Source organism: Streptococcus varani, assembly GCF_001375655.1.
GTDB lineage: Bacteria > Bacillota > Bacilli > Lactobacillales > Streptococcaceae > Streptococcus > Streptococcus varani.
In genome coordinates, this window is sequence record NZ_CTEN01000001.1 from 334,199 (window position 1) to 351,396 (window position 17,198).

Consider the following 17,198-nt stretch of genomic DNA (forward strand, 5'->3'; position numbering starts at 1 on the left):
AAATTATTTGTCGTGTGCCTTATTTGAAATATTGTCCAAATAAGGCTTGCAGCAGTTAAATCAAACTTGATCAAGGAAGATTTAGCTGCTCTTTTTGTGCTTATTTTTAGGGAAACTCCTTTTTGTTACATAAACTTAAAGATTCTAAAAATTCAAAAAGGACAAAACTTGCAAGGCAAGTTTAGAATAATATCCTCGGGCTAGACCCGCCTATCTTATATAAAGGAGCTATAACTTGGCAGGACATGACGTTCAATACGGGAAACATCGTACCCGTCGTAGTTTTTCAAGAATCAAAGAAGTTCTTGATTTACCAAATTTGATTGAAATCCAAACGGACTCATTCCAAGAATTCTTGGATCACGGACTCAAAGAAGTTTTTGAAGATGTGCTTCCGGTTTCTAACTTTACAGAAACCATGGAATTGGAATTTGTTGGTTATGAATTGAAAGAACCTAAGTACACGTTGGAAGAAGCGCGTGCGCATGATGCAAACTACTCAGCACCCATCTTTGTCACTTTCCGTCTTATCAATAAAGAAACGGGTGAAATCAAGACTCAGGAAGTTTTCTTTGGTGAATTCCCTATCATGACTGAAATGGGAACCTTCATTATCAACGGTGCGGAGCGGATTATCGTATCTCAGTTGGTGCGTTCACCAGGTGTTTATTTCAATGACAAAGTAGATAAAAACGGAAAAATTGGGTACGGCTCAACAGTCATTCCTAACCGTGGTGCTTGGTTAGAGCTGGAAACAGATGCTAAAGACATCGCCTATACTCGGATTGACCGGACACGTAAAATTCCATTTACAACCCTTGTGCGTGCTCTAGGTTTCTCAGGAGATGATGAAATCTTCGACATCTTTGGTGATAGCGATTTGGTTCGCAACACTATTGAAAAAGACATCCACAAGAACCCGTCCGATTCACGTATTGACGAAGCCCTCAAAGAAATTTATGAGCGCCTGCGTCCAGGTGAACCGAAGACAGCTGAAAGTTCACGGACACTCTTGACAGCTCGTTTCTTCGATCCGCGTCGTTATGATTTGGCTCCAGTTGGTCGTTATAAAATCAATAAGAAACTCAACTTGCGGATTCGTCTCCTTAACCAAACCTTGGCAGAGCATGTCATCAATGGGGAAACTGGCGAAATCGTATGGGAAGCTGGTACTCTTCTTACACGTGATGTATTGGAAGCTGCAGAGAGTCAATTTGATGAACTTAACCTGGTTGAATACATTCCAAATGATGCGGCAGTTTTGACGGAGCCAGTTCTCCTGCAAAAATTCAAAATTGTTGCACCAACTGACCCAGATCGTATCGTCACAGTGATTGGAAATGCTAATCCAGCTGAAAATATTCGTACAGTTACCCCAGCAGATATCTTGGCTGAAATGTCTTACTTCCTCAACTTGGCGGAAGGCCTTGGCCGTGTCGATGATATTGACCACTTGGGGAATCGTCGTATCCGTGCTGTTGGTGAATTGCTCGCCAACCAAGTGCGTATTGGCTTGACACGTATGGAACGTAATCTTCGTGAACGGATGTCTGTTCAAGATAATGAAGTCTTGACACCACAACAAATTATCAACATCCGTCCGGTAACAGCGTCTATCAAAGAATTCTTTGGCTCTTCTCAGTTGTCACAGTTCATGGACCAACACAATCCGCTTTCTGAGCTTTCTCACAAACGTCGTTTGTCAGCCCTCGGACCTGGTGGTTTGACTCGTGACCGTGCGGGTTATGAAGTTCGTGACGTGCATTATACTCACTATGGTCGTATGTGTCCAATCGAAACCCCTGAGGGACCCAATATCGGTTTGATTAATAACTTATCATCCTTCGGACATCTCAACAAATATGGCTTCATTCAGACACCATACCGCAAGATTGACCGTGCAACTGGTACAGTTACAAAAGAAATTGTTTGGTTGACAGCTGATGAAGAAGATGCATACATTGTAGCCCAATCAACCTCTCCATTGGACGAAAACAATCGCTTTGTCGATGATATCGTTATGGGTCGTCATCAAGGTAATAACCAAGAATTCCCAGCTGCGTCTGCTGACTTTATGGATGTTTCTCCAAAGCAGGTAGTAGCCGTTGCGACAGCATGTATTCCTTTCTTGGAAAATGATGACTCCAACCGTGCCCTCATGGGTGCCAACATGCAGCGTCAGGCTGTTCCATTGATTGATCCAAAAGCTCCTTACGTTGGTACTGGTATGGAATACCAAGCTGCCCACGATTCAGGTGCGGCGATTATTGCCCAACATGATGGTAAAGTAACGTATTCAGATGCGGACAAGGTTGAAGTTCGCCGTGAAGATGGGTCTTTGGATGTTTACCATGTCTCTAAATTCCGCCGTTCCAACTCAGGTACGGCATACAATCAGCGTACTTTGGTAAAAGTTGGCGATATCATTGAAAAAGGAGACTTCATCGCAGATGGACCTTCTATGGAAAATGGAGAAATGGCCCTCGGACAAAACCCAATCGTTGCCTACATGACATGGGAAGGTTACAACTTTGAGGATGCTGTTATCATGTCTGAACGCCTGGTGAAAGATGATGTTTACACATCTGTTCACTTGGAGGAATATGAATCAGAAACGCGTGATACTAAGTTAGGCCCTGAAGAAATTACTCGTGAAATTCCAAACGTTGGTGAAGACGCCCTTCGTCAATTGGATGAAATGGGTATTATCCGCATCGGTGCCGAGGTTAAAGAAGGCGATATCTTAGTTGGGAAAGTCACACCTAAGGGTGAAAAAGACCTGTCAGCTGAGGAGCGTCTCCTCCACGCAATCTTTGGAGATAAATCTCGTGAAGTTCGTGATACTTCTCTTCGTGTGCCACACGGTGCCGATGGTGTTGTCCGTGATGTGAAAATCTTTACGCGTGCAAATGGAGATGACCTTCAATCAGGTGTCAACATGTTGGTTCGTGTCTACATCGCTCAAAAACGGAAAATCAAGGTCGGAGACAAGATGGCCGGTCGTCATGGAAACAAGGGTGTCGTATCCCGTATTGTTCCAGTTGAAGATATGCCATACCTTCCTGACGGAACACCAGTTGATATCATGTTGAACCCACTTGGGGTACCATCTCGTATGAATATTGGTCAGGTAATGGAGCTTCACTTGGGTATGGCAGCTCGTAACTTGGGTATCCATATCGCCACTCCAGTTTTCGATGGAGCAAGTGCCGATGACCTCTGGGAAACTGTTAAAGAAGCTGGTATGGACTCAGATGCTAAGACTATCCTTTATGATGGTCGTACTGGTGAGCCATTTGATAACCGCGTGTCAGTAGGTGTCATGTACATGATCAAACTTCACCACATGGTTGATGACAAACTGCACGCTCGTTCAGTAGGTCCTTACTCACTCGTTACACAACAGCCGCTCGGAGGTAAAGCTCAGTTTGGTGGACAGCGTTTCGGTGAGATGGAGGTTTGGGCCCTTGAAGCTTATGGTGCCTCAAACGTTCTTCAAGAAATCTTGACTTACAAGTCAGATGATGTAACCGGACGTCTCAAAGCCTATGAAGCCATTACCAAAGGAAAACCAATTCCAAAACCAGGTGTTCCAGAATCCTTCCGCGTTCTTGTAAAAGAATTGCAATCACTCGGTTTGGATATGCGTGTCCTTGATGAAGATGACAATGAAGTGGAACTTCGAGATCTTGATGAAGGGGAAGATGATGACATCATCCACGTAGATGACCTAGAAAAAGCACGTGCCAAAGCCGCAGCTGATGCAGCCGCAGCATTCGCAGAATCTGAGGAATAAAACAGTCTGGGAGACTGTTTTATCCCAACTCCTTAAAATTCGAGAGAGTTGGTTAGTCTGGGAGACTGTTTTATCCCAACTCCTTAAAATTTGAGAGAGTTGGTTAGTCTGGGAGAGTGAAACAGTCTTGGAATAGACTGTTTCAGCTGGTCGCCTAGAAATAGGAATGCGACCAATAGCCCGAGTTTGAAAAAAAAGCGAGGCTATCCCAACTCTTAAAAACTAAATAGAGTTGGTTAGTCTGGGAGAGTGAAACAGTCTTGGAATAGACTGTTTCAGCTGGTCGCCTAGAAATAGGAATGCGACCAATAGCCCGAGTTTGAAAAAAAGCGAGGCTATCCCAACTCCTAAAAACTAGATAGAGTTGGTCAGTTTTCCAATAAATCAGATATCAGAGAAGTTGTTAGGCAAGTTGGGTCAAATTCGGCCCAGTCATCTGTCTGTCTAATTTCCGGCCTAATCACATAAGATTAGCTGAATCACTATAAGAAAGGGATAATAAGTGGTTGACGTAAATCGTTTTAAAAGTATGCAAATCACTTTAGCTTCGCCAAATAAGGTCCGTTCATGGTCTTACGGTGAGGTTAAAAAACCTGAAACAATCAACTACCGCACACTAAAACCAGAACGTGATGGACTCTTTGACGAAGTCATCTTTGGTCCAACAAAGGATTGGGAGTGTGCCTGTGGTAAATACAAACGTATCCGTTATAAAGGGATTGTCTGTGACCGTTGTGGAGTAGAAGTTACTCGTGCAAAAGTTCGTCGTGAGCGTATGGGTCATATTGAGCTCAAAGCTCCGATCTCTCATATCTGGTACTTCAAAGGAATTCCATCTCGTATGGGCTTGACTTTGGACATGAGCCCACGTGCCTTGGAAGAAGTTATCTACTTCGCGGCTTACGTAGTCATTGATCCGAAAGATACGCCGCTTGAGCACAAGTCCATTATGACTGAGCGTGAGTACCGTGAGCGCCTTCGCGAATACGGATCAGGTTCTTTCCTTGCTAAAATGGGGGCAGAAGCTATCCAAGACCTTCTGAAGCAGGTAGATCTTCCAACTGAAATTGCAGCTCTTAAGGAAGAATTGAAGACCGCAAGTGGTCAAAAACGTATCAAAGCAGTTCGTCGTTTGGATGTTTTGGATGCCTTCCAAAAATCAGGCAACAAACCTGAGTGGATGATTCTTAATATCTTGCCGGTTATTCCACCAGATCTTCGTCCAATGGTACAGTTGGATGGCGGCCGTTTTGCGGCTTCAGACTTGAATGAATTGTACCGCCGTGTTATCAACCGGAACAACCGTTTGGCACGTCTTTTGGAACTGAATGCTCCGGGGATCATCGTACAAAATGAAAAACGGATGCTCCAAGAAGCTGTTGATGCCCTTATCGATAATGGTCGTCGTGGTCGTCCAATTACGGGTCCGGGTAGTCGTCCGCTCAAATCTCTCAGCCACATGCTCAAAGGGAAACAAGGACGCTTCCGTCAAAACTTGCTTGGTAAGCGTGTGGACTTCTCTGGTCGTTCCGTTATCGCGGTTGGTCCAACGCTTAAGATGTACCAATGTGGCGTGCCGCGTGAAATGGCGATTGAACTCTTCAAACCTTTTGTTATGCGTGAAATTGTTGCCCGTGAGATTGCTGGTAACGTTAAGGCAGCAAAACGTTTGATTGAACGTGGTGACGATCGCATCTGGGATATCCTTGAAGAAGTGATTAAAGAGCATCCAGTTCTCTTGAACCGCGCACCTACCCTCCACCGTTTGGGTATCCAGGCTTTTGAACCTGTCTTGATTGATGGGAAAGCACTTCGTTTGCACCCGCTTGTTTGTGAAGCCTACAATGCCGACTTCGATGGTGACCAAATGGCCATCCACGTTCCATTGTCAGAAGAAGCACAAGCTGAAGCTCGTATCCTTATGTTGGCTGCTGAGCACATCTTGAACCCGAAAGATGGAAAACCAGTCGTAACACCATCTCAGGATATGGTCCTTGGTAACTATTACTTGACCATGGAAGATGCTGGACGTGAAGGCGAGGGGATGGTCTTCAAGGATGCCAATGAAGCGGTTATGGCTTATCGCAATGGTATCGTTCACTTGCATACCCGTGTTGGTATTGCGACTGACAGCTTAGATAAACCTTGGAAAGATAATCAAAAGCACAAGGTTATGATGACAACGGTTGGTAAAATCCTCTTCAATGCCATCCTGCCAGAAGGGCTACCTTACCTGCAAGAGCCAAACAATGCTAACTTGACAGATGGAACTCCAGATGTTTACTTCTTGGAACCAGGTGCAGATATCAAGGCTGCGATTGCAGAACTACCAATCAATCCACCTTTCAAGAAGAAAAATCTTGGAAATATCATCGCTGAAATCTTCAAGCGTTTCCGTACCACAGAAACATCGGCCCTTCTTGACCGTCTCAAAGACTTGGGTTACTATCATTCAACACTTGCTGGTTTGACAGTAGGTATTGCGGATATCCCAGTTATTGAGAATAAGGCAGAAATCATCGATGCTGCCCATGAACGGGTAGAGCAAATCAAAAAACAATTCCGCCGTGGTATGATTACGGAAGATGAGCGTTATACAGCTGTTACAGATGAATGGCGTTCCGCTAAGGAACAACTTGAAAAACGTTTGACGGCTTCACAAGATCCGAAGAACCCAATCGTTATGATGATGGATTCTGGTGCCCGTGGTAATATTTCAAACTTCTCACAGTTGGCCGGTATGCGTGGACTCATGTCAGCTCCTAACGGACGTATCATGGAATTGCCGATTTTGTCTAACTTCCGTGAAGGTCTTTCAGTACTCGAGATGTTCTTCTCAACTCACGGTGCCCGTAAAGGGATGACGGATACGGCCCTTAAGACAGCCGACTCAGGTTATTTGACCCGTCGTTTGGTTGACGTTGCGCAGGACGTTATCATCCGTGAAGACGACTGTGGAACAGACCGTGGTTTGGACATCACGTCTATTGCTGATGGCAAAGAAATGATTGAACCATTGGAAGAACGTTTGCAAGGTCGCTATACGAAGAAATCTGTTAAGCACCCTGAGACAGGTGAAGTGATCATTGCTGCTGATCAATTGATCACAGAAGATATCGCTCGCCAAATTGTTGCAGCTGGTGTTGAACAAGTGACGATCCGTTCTGTCTTCACATGTAACACACGTCATGGTGTTTGTCGTCATTGTTATGGTATCAACTTGGCAACAGGTGATGCCGTTGAGGTGGGTGAAGCAGTTGGTACCATCGCTGCCCAGTCTATCGGTGAACCTGGTACACAGCTTACAATGCGTACTTTCCATACGGGTGGTGTAGCCTCAAATAGCGATATCACTCAGGGTCTTCCTCGTGTCCAAGAAATCTTTGAAGCGCGTAACCCTAAAGGGGAAGCGGTTATCACAGAAGTCAAGGGTGAAGTGACAGCTATTGAAGAAGATGCAGCAACTCGTACCAAGAAAGTATTTGTCAAGGGTCAAACCGGCGAAGGCGAATACGTGGTACCATTTACAGCCCGTATGAAGGTTGAAGTGGGTGACCAAGTAGCACGTGGTGAAGCTCTTACAGAAGGTTCAATCCAACCAAAACGCTTGCTTGAAGTCCGTGATGTCTTGTCTGTGGAAACCTATCTTCTTTCTGAAGTTCAAAAAGTTTACCGTAGCCAAGGGGTAGAAATCGGAGACAAGCACATCGAGGTAATGGTTCGTCAAATGCTTCGTAAAGTTCGCGTTATGGATCCAGGGGATACCGAACTTCTCATGGGTACTCTTATGGATATCTCAGACTTCACGGATGCCAATGCGCAAACCGTCATCGCTGGTGGTGTTCCTGCAACAGCTCGACCTGTTCTTATGGGAATTACCAAAGCTTCCCTTGAAACCAACTCCTTCTTGTCAGCTGCATCCTTCCAGGAAACAACTCGTGTCCTTACAGATGCTGCGATCCGTGGTAAGAAAGATCATCTTCTCGGTCTCAAAGAGAATGTTATCATCGGTAAGATCATCCCAGCTGGTACTGGTATGGCCCGCTACCGCAACCTCGAACCACAAGCTGTCAATGAAGTGGAAATTATCGAAGAAGTGCCAGTTGAAGAAACAAGTGAAGAACTTGTAACGGAATAAGATGAAATAATTTCTTTTCCACTATTAAATAAAAGCAAAACACGGCTCTAAAAAGTCGTGTTTTTGCATATTTTCTGCCATTTTTTCAGAAATATTGTGAATATATTCATAAGCCAAATGTTTTCCAATTCTTTGAAAATCACATATAATGATATTTACAAAGGAAGTATGTATATGTATCGAGTGATAAAGATGTATGGCGACTGTGAGCCGTGGTGGTTCCTAGATGGTTGGGAAGAAGATATTGTAAAGGATAGAGAGTATGCATCTTATAGAGATGCTTTGGTGGCCTACCAAAAAGAATGGGTTTCTCTATCTGAAATCTTTCCGGAGAAAAAGAGTAAAACGGGAATGATGACTGCTTTCTGGAATCCAGAGGAGCAAGAATGGTGTGAGGAATGTGATGAGTATTTGCAGCAATATCATGCACTTCTTTTATTGGAAGTCAATGAGAATATGCCCAAAGGTCTTCAGGTAAAACGGGAGAAATCGAGAACTCGTCCTTGCAGAATTAAAAACTAAAAAAACGCTAACTGCGTTTTTTTAATTTGTTTCAATATGGATTTTCATCTCACCAGTATTGAAAGTTGCTTGAGCTCCGATAGTGATGGTGAAGAGTGGTTGGGTGTGAGCAAAATCGACATCATAGAGGACAGGAATGGTCTGAAGAATAGGGTGTTTGTCCAAGATAGCAAGTAACAACTCCTCTGTCATCTTGAATTCTTTAGGGAAACGCCCGATAATGAGTCCCTTAGGATTTTTGTAAACTTGGAGGAGAGATGCAAGGTGTCTTGTGAACTCGATATAGTCATCTACTTCGGTTTCTTCAACAAAGAGGAGATACTCGTCCACCTGTGGGGCGAACTCTGTACCATGTAGTAGGGAAAAGGTCGAGAGATTGCCTCCGATAACTGTTCCAGTAGCTTGTCCTTTATTATAGATTTTCCATTCTGTTGGCATGAAATGACGGGGCTGACTAGGGTCATACCAGGGATCGCTAGACCATTCTTCACTCGGAGTCAGATCATAAGAATCTTGGGTCAGGGCATGTAACCACATGCGGGTCTGGTATTCTTGCCCTTCTTTCATTTTAAAGCTAGAGTAGGATGGCCCCATATAGGTCTCTATGCCGGTTTTAGCATAGATGGCTGTCAGAAAAGCTGTTGAGTCTGAGTAACCGCAGATAATCTTTGGGTGCTTGGCAATCAAATCATAGTCTAGATAAGGCAAGAGTTCATTGGAATTGTATCCTCCGATAGTAGCTAGGATAGCATCTACTGAATCATCTAAGAAGGCCTCGTGTAGGTCTGCCACACGACTTTCGATAGAAGCGGAATCAAACAGGTCATGTTCCAGATAGTTACTAGAAAAGGATACCGTGAAGCCAAGATGTTCCAAGGCTTCTTTAGCGGATAGATTTGCTTCAAAACCACCGATATGTTCGATAGAAGCAGAGGGACTGACCACACGGATGTGGTCGCCTTTTTTTAATTTTTTCATGGACAACCTCCAAAAACTTTTTCTTATTCTAACAAAATTCTTCTTTTTGGGCAACTAACTTCGAATAGACTAGATAAGGAGGCTTTATGATTCAAGATTTAGCAAAGAAAATTATTGCCGAAAGTGTAGATAAGATGGTAACAGACCTTTATTTGGTGCCTCGTGCAGATTCCTATCACTTATATGAACGGTATGAGGATGAGCGGGTTTTTATCGGTGAATATGACGAAGCGGAATTTACAGCCCTCATCAGTCACTTCAAATTTATGGCGGGCATGAATGTGGGGGAGAAACGCCGCAGTCAACAAGGTTCTTGCGATTATGATTACGGCAAGGGAAACATTTCCCTTCGACTGTCAACCGTGGGAGACTACCGCAATAAGGAAAGTTTGGTCATTCGTTTCCTCTATGAAGGGGTCCATGATCTGCGCTACTGGTTTAACGCCATGGAAGAAGTTTCCAAAGAAATCAAGGGACGAGGGCTCTACCTTTTTTCGGGTCCAGTCGGCTCTGGCAAAACCACCCTTATGTACCACCTTGCCAGGCTGAAATTTCCAAAACAACAAGTATTGACCATCGAAGATCCGGTGGAAATCAAGCAGGACGATATGTTGCAGCTACAACTCAATGAAGCGATTGGTGCTACCTATGATAATCTGATTAAACTCTCCCTGCGGCATCGACCGGACCTCCTCATTATCGGAGAAATCCGGGATTCAGAGACGGCTCGTGCAGTCATTCGAGCTAGTCTAACAGGAGCAACTGTCTTCTCAACTGTTCATGCCAAGTCCATTTCAGGTGTTTACGCTCGCTTGCTGGAGCTGGGTATCAGTGAGGAAGAACTGAAAAATGCCCTTCAAGGCATTACTTATCAGAGACTGATTAAGGGAAGGGGGATTGTAGATTATGCCAAGGGGAACTACCAAAACCACTCCAACCGCAAGTGGAATGACCAGATTGATCAACTTCTTGCAGACGGACATATCGACATTGGTCAGGCGCAAACCGAAAAAATTGTCGATTTTAGGTCAGCGTAAGGTTATCCAGCTTTTTAACAACCTCTTTTCTAGCGGTTTTCACCTGTCGGAAATCGTGGACTTTCTGGGACGTAGCCATCTCTTGGCGAAGAGTTATATCGAAGTTTTGAAAAATGGCCTAACGGCCGGAAAGTCTTTTTCAGCCCTGTTATCCGATTTAAACTTTTCAGATGCGGTGGTGACCCAGATTTCCCTTGCCGAAATTCACGGCAACACGGCTCTGAGTTTACAAAACATCGAGGATTATTTGGCCAAGATGGCCCAGGTCCGAAAGAAATTGATTGAAGTAGCCACCTATCCAGTCATCTTGATGCTCTTTCTTATGGCTATCATGCTAGGATTGAAAAACTATCTCTTACCCCAGTTGGAAGATGGGAATTTGGCGACTGTCTTAGTCAATCGTTTTCCGCAGATTTTCTTGGGAGCCTTGTTAGGCCTAGTTTTGATTAGTCTACTAGGTCTAGCTTGGATACGTAAAACCAGTAAGATCAAGGTGGCACGCAGTTTATCCCAAGTCCCCTTTATTGGAAACTTTGTCACCATCTATCTGACCGCCTACTATGCGCGTGAGTGGGGCAACCTGATTGGTCAAGGGTTGGAATTAGGGCAAATCGTTACCATCATGCAGGACCAAGAATCGCCCCTTTTTCAAGAGGTTGGGGGAGACTTGGCTGATGGCTTAGCCAATGGCCAAGAATTTTGCCAACAGATTCTCAACTACCCTTTCTTTCGCAGGGAACTCAGTCTCATTATCGAATACGGTCAAGTCAAGTCTAAGTTAGGAGCAGAATTGTCCCTCTATGCGGATGAGTGCTGGGAGGAATTTTTCAGCAAAATCAATCGTGCCATGCAGCTGATTCAGCCCCTGATATTCCTCTTTGTGGCTCTCATGATTGTCTTAATTTATGCAGCCATGTTGCTGCCAATTTACCAAAATATGGAGATTTAAATGAAAAAAATTATGAACTTGAAAGCAAAAGCATTTACTTTAGTGGAGTGTTTGGTTGCCTTGGTCATCTTGTCAGGAGGTTTATTGGTTTTTGATGGACTTAGTAAACTTCTTAGTCAAGAAGTGCACTATCACAGTCAGGCTAAGCAGAAGGATTGGTTGGTTTTTTCGCAACAGTTACGGATAGAGCTTGAGGAAACACGTCTTATTAGAGTAGAAAACAATCGCCTTTATGTGGATAAAAATGGGCAAGCCCTAGCCTTTGGACAGCTTAAATCTGATGATTTTCGCAAAACCAACGATAAAGGGCAGGGCTATCAACCCATGATTTATGGTTTAACATCGAGTCAGATTTCACAATCTGGACAGCTGATTCGGATTGATTTGTTCTTTGACGATGGTTTGGAAAGGACCTTTCTCTATGATTTTTCGGAAAAACCTTAAGGCGGGAACACTGCTGTATGCCCTGCTCATGTTGGGGATTTTTGCCCTTTTGCTGCAATTCTACATCCAGAGTCAGCTAGCTACTGGACAAATCAGCCAAGTTAGTCAGAAGGAAAGTCAGGCATATTTCATGGCACAGATGACCAAGGAAGAAGCTGTCATGATAGTTTCGCAATCAGTTGAGAAAAAGGAAGAAAGTAACTTACCTGACCAAGCTGAGTTGCCGTCTTCCAAGGAGGATAAGCTAGAAAAGGAAGCGAGCATTCCGAACAGTGGAGCTATTTCTTTTACAAATGGACGGGCGATCTATGAGCGAACAGGGCAATATCTTCAAATTCAGGTCATGTTGAATTCGGGTCAAACTTACGCATATCAATTCCCAATCTCTAGTCAAAACTAGGGATTTTTGTTATGATAGAAGCATGAATTTTGAAAAAATTGAAGAGGCTTATGATCTCTTATTAGAAAATGTCCAAAACATCCAAAATCGACTTGGAACCAACATCTATGATGCGCTGATTGAGCAGAATGCTGCTTATAGTTCCGGTTCAGAGGATGAATTGATTCATGGCAATAACCTTCGGCTAAAGAAATTGAATTTGACCAAGGAAGAATGGCGTCGTAGTTTCCAGTTTCTCTTGATCAAGGCCAATCAGACCGAACCCATGCAGTACAATCACCAGTTTACCCCTGATAGTATCGGCTTCTTGATGACCTTTCTCTTGGATGAGTTGGTTCAGGAAGAGGCTATATCTGTCTTGGAAATTGGCTCTGGAACTGGGAATTTAGCGCAGACCATTCTCAATCATAGTCAAAAGAAGCTAGATTATCTAGGGATTGAAGTGGATGATTTATTGATTGATTTGTCGGCTTCTACTGCAGAGGTCATGGGAGCGAACATCGGTTTTGCCCAAGGAGATGCAGTCCGTCCTCAAATCCTCAAGGAAAGCCAGGTCATCATCAGTGATTTGCCCATTGGTTTTTATCCAGACGATGCTATTGCTAAGCGGTATCAAGTGGCGAGTCAAGAGGAATATACCTATGCCCACCATTTGCTGATGGAGCAGTCTCTCAAATACCTCAAGCAAGATGGTTATGCGATTTTCTTGGCACCGAATGATTTGCTGACTAGTCAACAAAGTCCTCTATTGAAAAAGTGGTTAAAGGAGCAGGCTAGTGTTCTCGCTATGATCACTCTTCCGACCAATCTTTTTGGCAATCAGAGTATGGCGAAATCCATTCTTGTCTTACAAAAGAAACAGGATGCAGGTATTGAAGCCTTTGTTTATCCGCTCCATGATTTACAGAGCGGGGAACACTTACAGGCTTTTGTCGCTGACTTTAAAAAATGGAAAGCTGAGCATGCAATTTAAGTGAAAATCTGTTATACTAATTTAGGAAACGCTTAATGTTTAAAAAGGGGAATATTATGTCAAAAACAATTGCAATTAATGCAGGTAGTTCAAGTCTAAAATGGCAACTTTATCAAATGCCAGAAGAGACTGTTTTAGCAGCGGGTATTATTGAGCGTATCGGTCTCAATGATTCGATTTCGACAGTTAAATACGATGGGAAAAAAGAGAGTGAAACACTAGATATCCCAAACCACACAATTGCTGTTAAAATTCTCTTGGGGGACTTGCTTAAACACAATATTATCGAGAACTACGAGGAGATTACTGGTATTGGTCACCGTGTTGTTGCTGGTGGTGAAATCTTTAAAGAATCGGCAGTCATTGGACAAGAAGAAATCCAACAAATCGAAGAACTAAGTGCTTTGGCTCCACTTCACAATCCGGCTCACGTCGCAGCTATCCGTGCTTTTGAAGAAGTGTTACCAGAAGTCTTGAATGTCGCTGTTTTTGACACAGCCTTCCATACAACGATGCCTGAGCATGCTTACCTTTATCCGATTCCGAAAAAATATTACACTGAAAACAAGGTTCGCAAATATGGTGCACATGGGACAAGTCACTTCTATGTCGCTCATGAAGCAGCTAAATTGTTGGGTCGTCCAATCGAAGAGTTGAAGCTAATTACAGCTCATATCGGAAATGGTGTCTCTATCACTGCGAACTACCACGGTCAGTCAGTTGACACTTCGATGGGCTTTACACCACTCGCTGGTCCAATGATGGGGACGCGTTCGGGTGATATTGACCCAGCCATCATCCCTTACTTGATTGAAAATGTTCCTGAACTCAAGGATGCAGCGGCAGTTGTTAATATGCTCAATAAGGAATCTGGCTTACTAGGGGTTTCAGGTTACTCAAGTGATATGCGTGATATTGAATCTGGTTTGGAAGAAAATAACCCAAATGCTGTTTTGGCATACAACATCTTTGCCGATCGTATCAAGAAATTTATTGGTCAATACATGGCTGTTCTCAACGGTGCAGATGCTATTATCTTTACCGCAGGAATGGGTGAAAATGCTCCGCTACTGCGTAATGATGTCATTGCCGGCTTATCATGGTTTGGTATCGAATTGGATCCATCTAAGAATGTTTTCGGGAACTTTGGGGATATTTCGACGCCAGAATCAAAAGTTCGTGTCTTAGTCATCCCAACCGATGAAGAATTGGTCATTGCTCGTGAAGTAGAACGTTTGAAAAATGCATAAAAGAAAAAGATTGAAGGAAAAGTCCATTATGGATGAGAACTTCAATCTTTTTTTGTCTCTTGAAAAATAAAAACTCTTAGAAAGACTATTCTACTAGTTTCTCTAAGAATTTTTACCTTCTTGGTCGTAAATTGAATCTTTTTACTAAGGTTTTGCTTAAATTTAGACGACTTTTTAGCAGTTAGAACTGCAAGTTCCTCTTAATATTGTTTGATTAAATCCACGGTAGAGCGGTCCAATTTTTTAACAAGAGCTTGCAAGAAAGATTGAGCTTGTAGGAAATCATCCATATTATAGAGCGTTTGATGGGAGTGGATATAACGAGCGCAAACTCCAATGGTTGTTGAAGGGATGCCTGAGTTTCTCAAATGGGCAACACCTGCATCGGTTCCTCCTTTTCCTGCGTAATACTGGTATTTGATGCCAGCTTCTTCGGCTGTTGTCAGAAGGAAGTCACGCATGTTTGGCAACAGGATATGACCTGGGTCATAGAAGCGAATCAGGGTTCCGTCACCAATAGCGCCTTGTTCGCCGAATACATCACCAGCTGGAGAACAGTCCACTGCCAGAAAGATTTCTGGGTCAAATTTGGTGGTGGATACGGAGGCACCTCGCAAACCAACTTCTTCTTGAACGTTGGCACCAGCAATTAATTGGTTTGGCAAGTTTTGATCAGAAAGATTTTCCAACAATTCCGCCACCATAAGGACTCCATAACGGTTATCCCAGGCCTTGGAGATGATATTTTTGCCATTGGCAGTTAGGGTAGTCTCATTTTTGGGGACGAGTAGGTTTCCAGGTCGAACACCAAATTTCCAGGCCTCTTCTTTGGAAGTAAAGCCGGCATCAAAGATAATGTCCCCGATAGCAGGAAGTCCGCTTGTTCCATTGCTACCCCGGATTAGATGAGGGGGCATAGAGCCTGAAATGGCAGGAATTTGACGACCGTCTGCTAAAATCAGTTGAAAGGCTTGGCTGGATACGACCAGTGGATTCCACCCACCTAGTTCCACAACGCGGAAGGTTCCATCGGCCTTGATATCGCTGATCATAAAGCCGACTTCATCCATATGAGCTGCTACCATGATGCGCGGGGCATCAATATCTTTGCTTTCTTTTATCCCAAAAATACCACCTAGACCATCGGTCTCGCATCGGTCTATATAGGGTGTCATACGATTGCGAAGATAGTCTCGAATTTGTCCTTCAAAACCTGGCAAGCCCTGTAGTTCAGTCACTTCCTTAATTTTTGTATATAAATCTGTCATTTTTGCCTCGATTCTATTAGAGAATGATGATACCTTATTGTATCACTTTATAGGACAAATCTCAGCTTTCAAACAGCTATTTATTCATGAATAATCTTACAAAATCATAGTCAAATCAACCGCTGGAAGTCTCTTTTATGATACAATATGTGGTATGAATAAGAAGAAGACAGCCTTGCTAGCAGGCTTGATGGGAGCCGGTATATTGGCGGCTAGTGCTAAGTATCATCTGGATGTTCAAGAAGATCGCCAAAAGGCAGTGGCCCTTAGACAAGTACGGGAATTTTTTGCGGATTTTGGGACTATTGTGACTGTTTTTGTTGATGAAAGTCAATCCAGTAAAGAAGTCTTGGTTGGAGGAGTGGTTATGAAAGAGGGGCCAGTTTACCTTTTTGAAAACCAGGCCGGTGAAATTATTTATGGGGAGGAAGGACGATGATGATACCGAATACCTATGAGGAATTGGCAGATGTGCTTGAAGAACAAGGAAAGACAGTTCTCTTTTTCACGGCGGACTGGTGTCCGGATTGCCGCTTTATCTATCCGGTGATGCCAGATATTGAAGCAGAAAATCCAGAATTTAATTTTGTAAGGATTAACCGTGATGATTTCATGGAAGTCGCTCAACAGTGGGATATCTTTGGGATTCCTAGCTTTGTCGTTGTAGAAAATGGACAAGAAATCGGTCGTTTTGTAGATAAGAACCGAAAAACGAAAACAGAAATCAACAGCTTTTTGGCTGGTTTAAAATAGGAGAGAAGATGATTTTTTCATATAATAAAGAACAAGTCGGTGATGTCCTCATGGTCATCTTGCAGGATACTAAGGATATCAAACGCAGTGTTGAGCGCAAGGGCAAGGTAGCCCGCATTTTTGCAGATGAAACGGGCCAAACTTTGGCTTGGAATATTTTTGAAGCATCTAGCTTAGTAAACTTGGATGGACAAGGACAGGTCTTTTTATCAGATGAAGATCTTGCGGTTCTAAATAGTGAGTTAGCTAAGGAAGGTTTCTCAGAATTCTTGGAAAATACTTCTGGGCCAGTCTTCGTCGTGGGACAAATTGTGGAAATGGTAGCTCATCCAGATAGTGACCATCTCCATATTTGCCAAGTCAATGTTGGTGAAAAAACAGTGCAAATCGTGGCAGGAGCCCCAAACGCAGCGGTCGGTCTCAAAACTATTGTTGCTCTTCCTGGAGCCATGATGCCAAGTGGTAGCCTGATTTTCCCTGGGAAATTACGTGGGGAAGATAGCTATGGTATGATGTGTTCGCCTCGCGAGTTGGCTCTGCCAAACGCTCCACAAAAACGTGGCATTATCGAATTGGCAGCAGATGCAGTCGTTGGTCAAGCTTTTGATGCAGACAAGCATTGGACAGCTGGTTAAAGATTAAAATAAGATGCAGAGCTTGGGGGAGACCTAAGCTCTTTATAGGAGGATA

Annotated in this window: 14 protein-coding genes; 12 read left to right on the forward strand and 2 right to left on the reverse strand. The window is 43.5% G+C overall.

What is annotated here, in order from left to right:
* Positions 1 to 235: 235 nt before the first annotated feature.
* From rpoB to BN1356_RS01760, 3 genes are all read left to right on the forward strand, one after another.
* Entirely contained in the window at positions 236 to 3,796 is a 3,561-nt protein-coding gene (rpoB, locus tag BN1356_RS01750; protein WP_093649706.1) for a DNA-directed RNA polymerase subunit beta, read from the forward strand.
* 502 nt (positions 3,797 to 4,298) lie between these two features.
* A complete protein-coding gene (rpoC, locus tag BN1356_RS01755; protein WP_093649707.1) occupies positions 4,299 to 7,934 on the forward strand; it encodes a DNA-directed RNA polymerase subunit beta' in 3,636 nt (1,211 codons plus the stop codon).
* A 174-nt stretch (positions 7,935 to 8,108) separates the two neighbouring features.
* The gene (locus BN1356_RS01760) at positions 8,109 to 8,456 is read left to right on the forward strand and encodes a DUF1033 family protein (protein WP_093649708.1); all 348 of its coding nucleotides are present in this window, start codon (positions 8,109 to 8,111) and stop codon (positions 8,454 to 8,456) included.
* Positions 8,457 to 8,477: 21 nt separating this feature from the next.
* On the opposite strand, the gene BN1356_RS01765 is transcribed toward BN1356_RS01760, so the two are convergent.
* Positions 8,478 to 9,434: a S66 family peptidase gene (locus BN1356_RS01765; RefSeq protein ID WP_093649709.1), complete on the reverse strand. Its 957-nt coding sequence runs from the start codon at positions 9,432 to 9,434 to the stop codon at positions 8,478 to 8,480.
* An 86-nt stretch (positions 9,435 to 9,520) separates the two neighbouring features.
* On the opposite strand from BN1356_RS01765, the gene comGA reads away from it, so the two are divergent.
* The 6 genes from comGA to BN1356_RS01795 are packed head-to-tail and all read left to right on the forward strand — an operon-like array spanning position 9,521 to position 14,487.
* Positions 9,521 to 10,471, forward strand: a complete 951-nt coding sequence (gene comGA, locus BN1356_RS01770; RefSeq protein ID WP_093649710.1) for a competence type IV pilus ATPase ComGA — start codon at positions 9,521 to 9,523, stop codon at positions 10,469 to 10,471.
* Positions 10,383 to 11,420, forward strand: coding sequence for a competence type IV pilus assembly protein ComGB (gene comGB / locus BN1356_RS01775; protein WP_093649711.1), 1,038 nt, complete (start codon positions 10,383 to 10,385; stop codon positions 11,418 to 11,420). The genes comGA and comGB overlap by 89 nt, the downstream gene beginning before the upstream one ends.
* Positions 11,421 to 11,864 carry a competence type IV pilus minor pilin ComGF gene (gene comGF / locus BN1356_RS01780; RefSeq protein ID WP_245620277.1) on the forward strand — a complete coding sequence of 148 codons (444 nt, stop codon included), beginning with the start codon at positions 11,421 to 11,423 and terminating at the stop codon, positions 11,862 to 11,864.
* Complete coding sequence (gene comGG / locus BN1356_RS01785) at positions 11,842 to 12,264, forward strand: competence type IV pilus minor pilin ComGG (protein ID WP_093649712.1); 423 nt, start codon at positions 11,842 to 11,844, stop codon at positions 12,262 to 12,264. The genes comGF and comGG overlap by 23 nt, the downstream gene beginning before the upstream one ends.
* 22 nt (positions 12,265 to 12,286) lie before the next feature.
* Positions 12,287 to 13,237 (forward strand): class I SAM-dependent methyltransferase, encoded by a 951-nt coding sequence (locus tag BN1356_RS01790; RefSeq protein WP_093649713.1) that lies wholly within the window; start codon positions 12,287 to 12,289, stop codon positions 13,235 to 13,237.
* A 56-nt stretch (positions 13,238 to 13,293) separates the two neighbouring features.
* A complete protein-coding gene (locus BN1356_RS01795) occupies positions 13,294 to 14,487 on the forward strand; it encodes an acetate kinase (RefSeq protein ID WP_093650038.1) in 1,194 nt (397 codons plus the stop codon).
* A 200-nt stretch (positions 14,488 to 14,687) separates the two neighbouring features.
* Here BN1356_RS01795 and pepA read toward each other — a convergent pair whose 3' ends face one another.
* Positions 14,688 to 15,755, reverse strand: coding sequence for a glutamyl aminopeptidase (gene pepA / locus BN1356_RS01800; protein WP_093649714.1), 1,068 nt, complete (start codon positions 15,753 to 15,755; stop codon positions 14,688 to 14,690).
* Between the two features lie 154 nt (positions 15,756 to 15,909).
* Between pepA and BN1356_RS01805 the strand changes: the two genes are divergently transcribed.
* From BN1356_RS01805 to ytpR, 3 genes are read left to right on the forward strand one after another with little or no spacing between them, the layout of a single operon-like run.
* On the forward strand, positions 15,910 to 16,194 hold the full coding sequence (locus tag BN1356_RS01805) for a DUF4651 domain-containing protein (RefSeq protein ID WP_093649715.1): 285 nt from the start codon (positions 15,910 to 15,912) through the stop codon (positions 16,192 to 16,194).
* Positions 16,191 to 16,508 (forward strand): thioredoxin family protein, encoded by a 318-nt coding sequence (locus BN1356_RS01810; RefSeq protein ID WP_093649716.1) that lies wholly within the window; start codon positions 16,191 to 16,193, stop codon positions 16,506 to 16,508. The genes BN1356_RS01805 and BN1356_RS01810 overlap by 4 nt, the downstream gene beginning before the upstream one ends.
* An 8-nt stretch (positions 16,509 to 16,516) precedes the next feature.
* Complete coding sequence (ytpR, locus tag BN1356_RS01815) at positions 16,517 to 17,143, forward strand: YtpR family tRNA-binding protein (RefSeq protein ID WP_093649717.1); 627 nt, start codon at positions 16,517 to 16,519, stop codon at positions 17,141 to 17,143.
* Positions 17,144 to 17,198: the final 55 nt, after the last annotated feature.

Coding starts and splice junctions, on each gene's coding strand:
- BN1356_RS01790 (WP_093649713.1), top strand. CDS start 12,287: ATGAATTTTGAAAAAATTGAAGAGGCTTATGATCTCTTATTAGAAAAT.
- BN1356_RS01760 (WP_093649708.1), top strand. CDS start 8,109: ATGTATCGAGTGATAAAGATGTATGGCGACTGTGAGCCGTGGTGGTTC.
- BN1356_RS01795 (WP_093650038.1), top strand. CDS start 13,294: ATGTCAAAAACAATTGCAATTAATGCAGGTAGTTCAAGTCTAAAATGG.
- pepA (WP_093649714.1), bottom strand. CDS start 15,755: ATGACAGATTTATATACAAAAATTAAGGAAGTGACTGAACTACAGGGC.
- BN1356_RS01805 (WP_093649715.1), top strand. CDS start 15,910: ATGAATAAGAAGAAGACAGCCTTGCTAGCAGGCTTGATGGGAGCCGGT.
- ytpR (WP_093649717.1), top strand. CDS start 16,517: ATGATTTTTTCATATAATAAAGAACAAGTCGGTGATGTCCTCATGGTC.
- comGF (WP_245620277.1), top strand. CDS start 11,421: ATGAAAAAAATTATGAACTTGAAAGCAAAAGCATTTACTTTAGTGGAG.
- BN1356_RS01810 (WP_093649716.1), top strand. CDS start 16,191: ATGATGATACCGAATACCTATGAGGAATTGGCAGATGTGCTTGAAGAA.
- comGG (WP_093649712.1), top strand. CDS start 11,842: ATGATTTTTCGGAAAAACCTTAAGGCGGGAACACTGCTGTATGCCCTG.
- comGA (WP_093649710.1), top strand. CDS start 9,521: ATGATTCAAGATTTAGCAAAGAAAATTATTGCCGAAAGTGTAGATAAG.
- BN1356_RS01765 (WP_093649709.1), bottom strand. CDS start 9,434: ATGAAAAAATTAAAAAAAGGCGACCACATCCGTGTGGTCAGTCCCTCT.
- comGB (WP_093649711.1), top strand. CDS start 10,383: ATGACCAGATTGATCAACTTCTTGCAGACGGACATATCGACATTGGTC.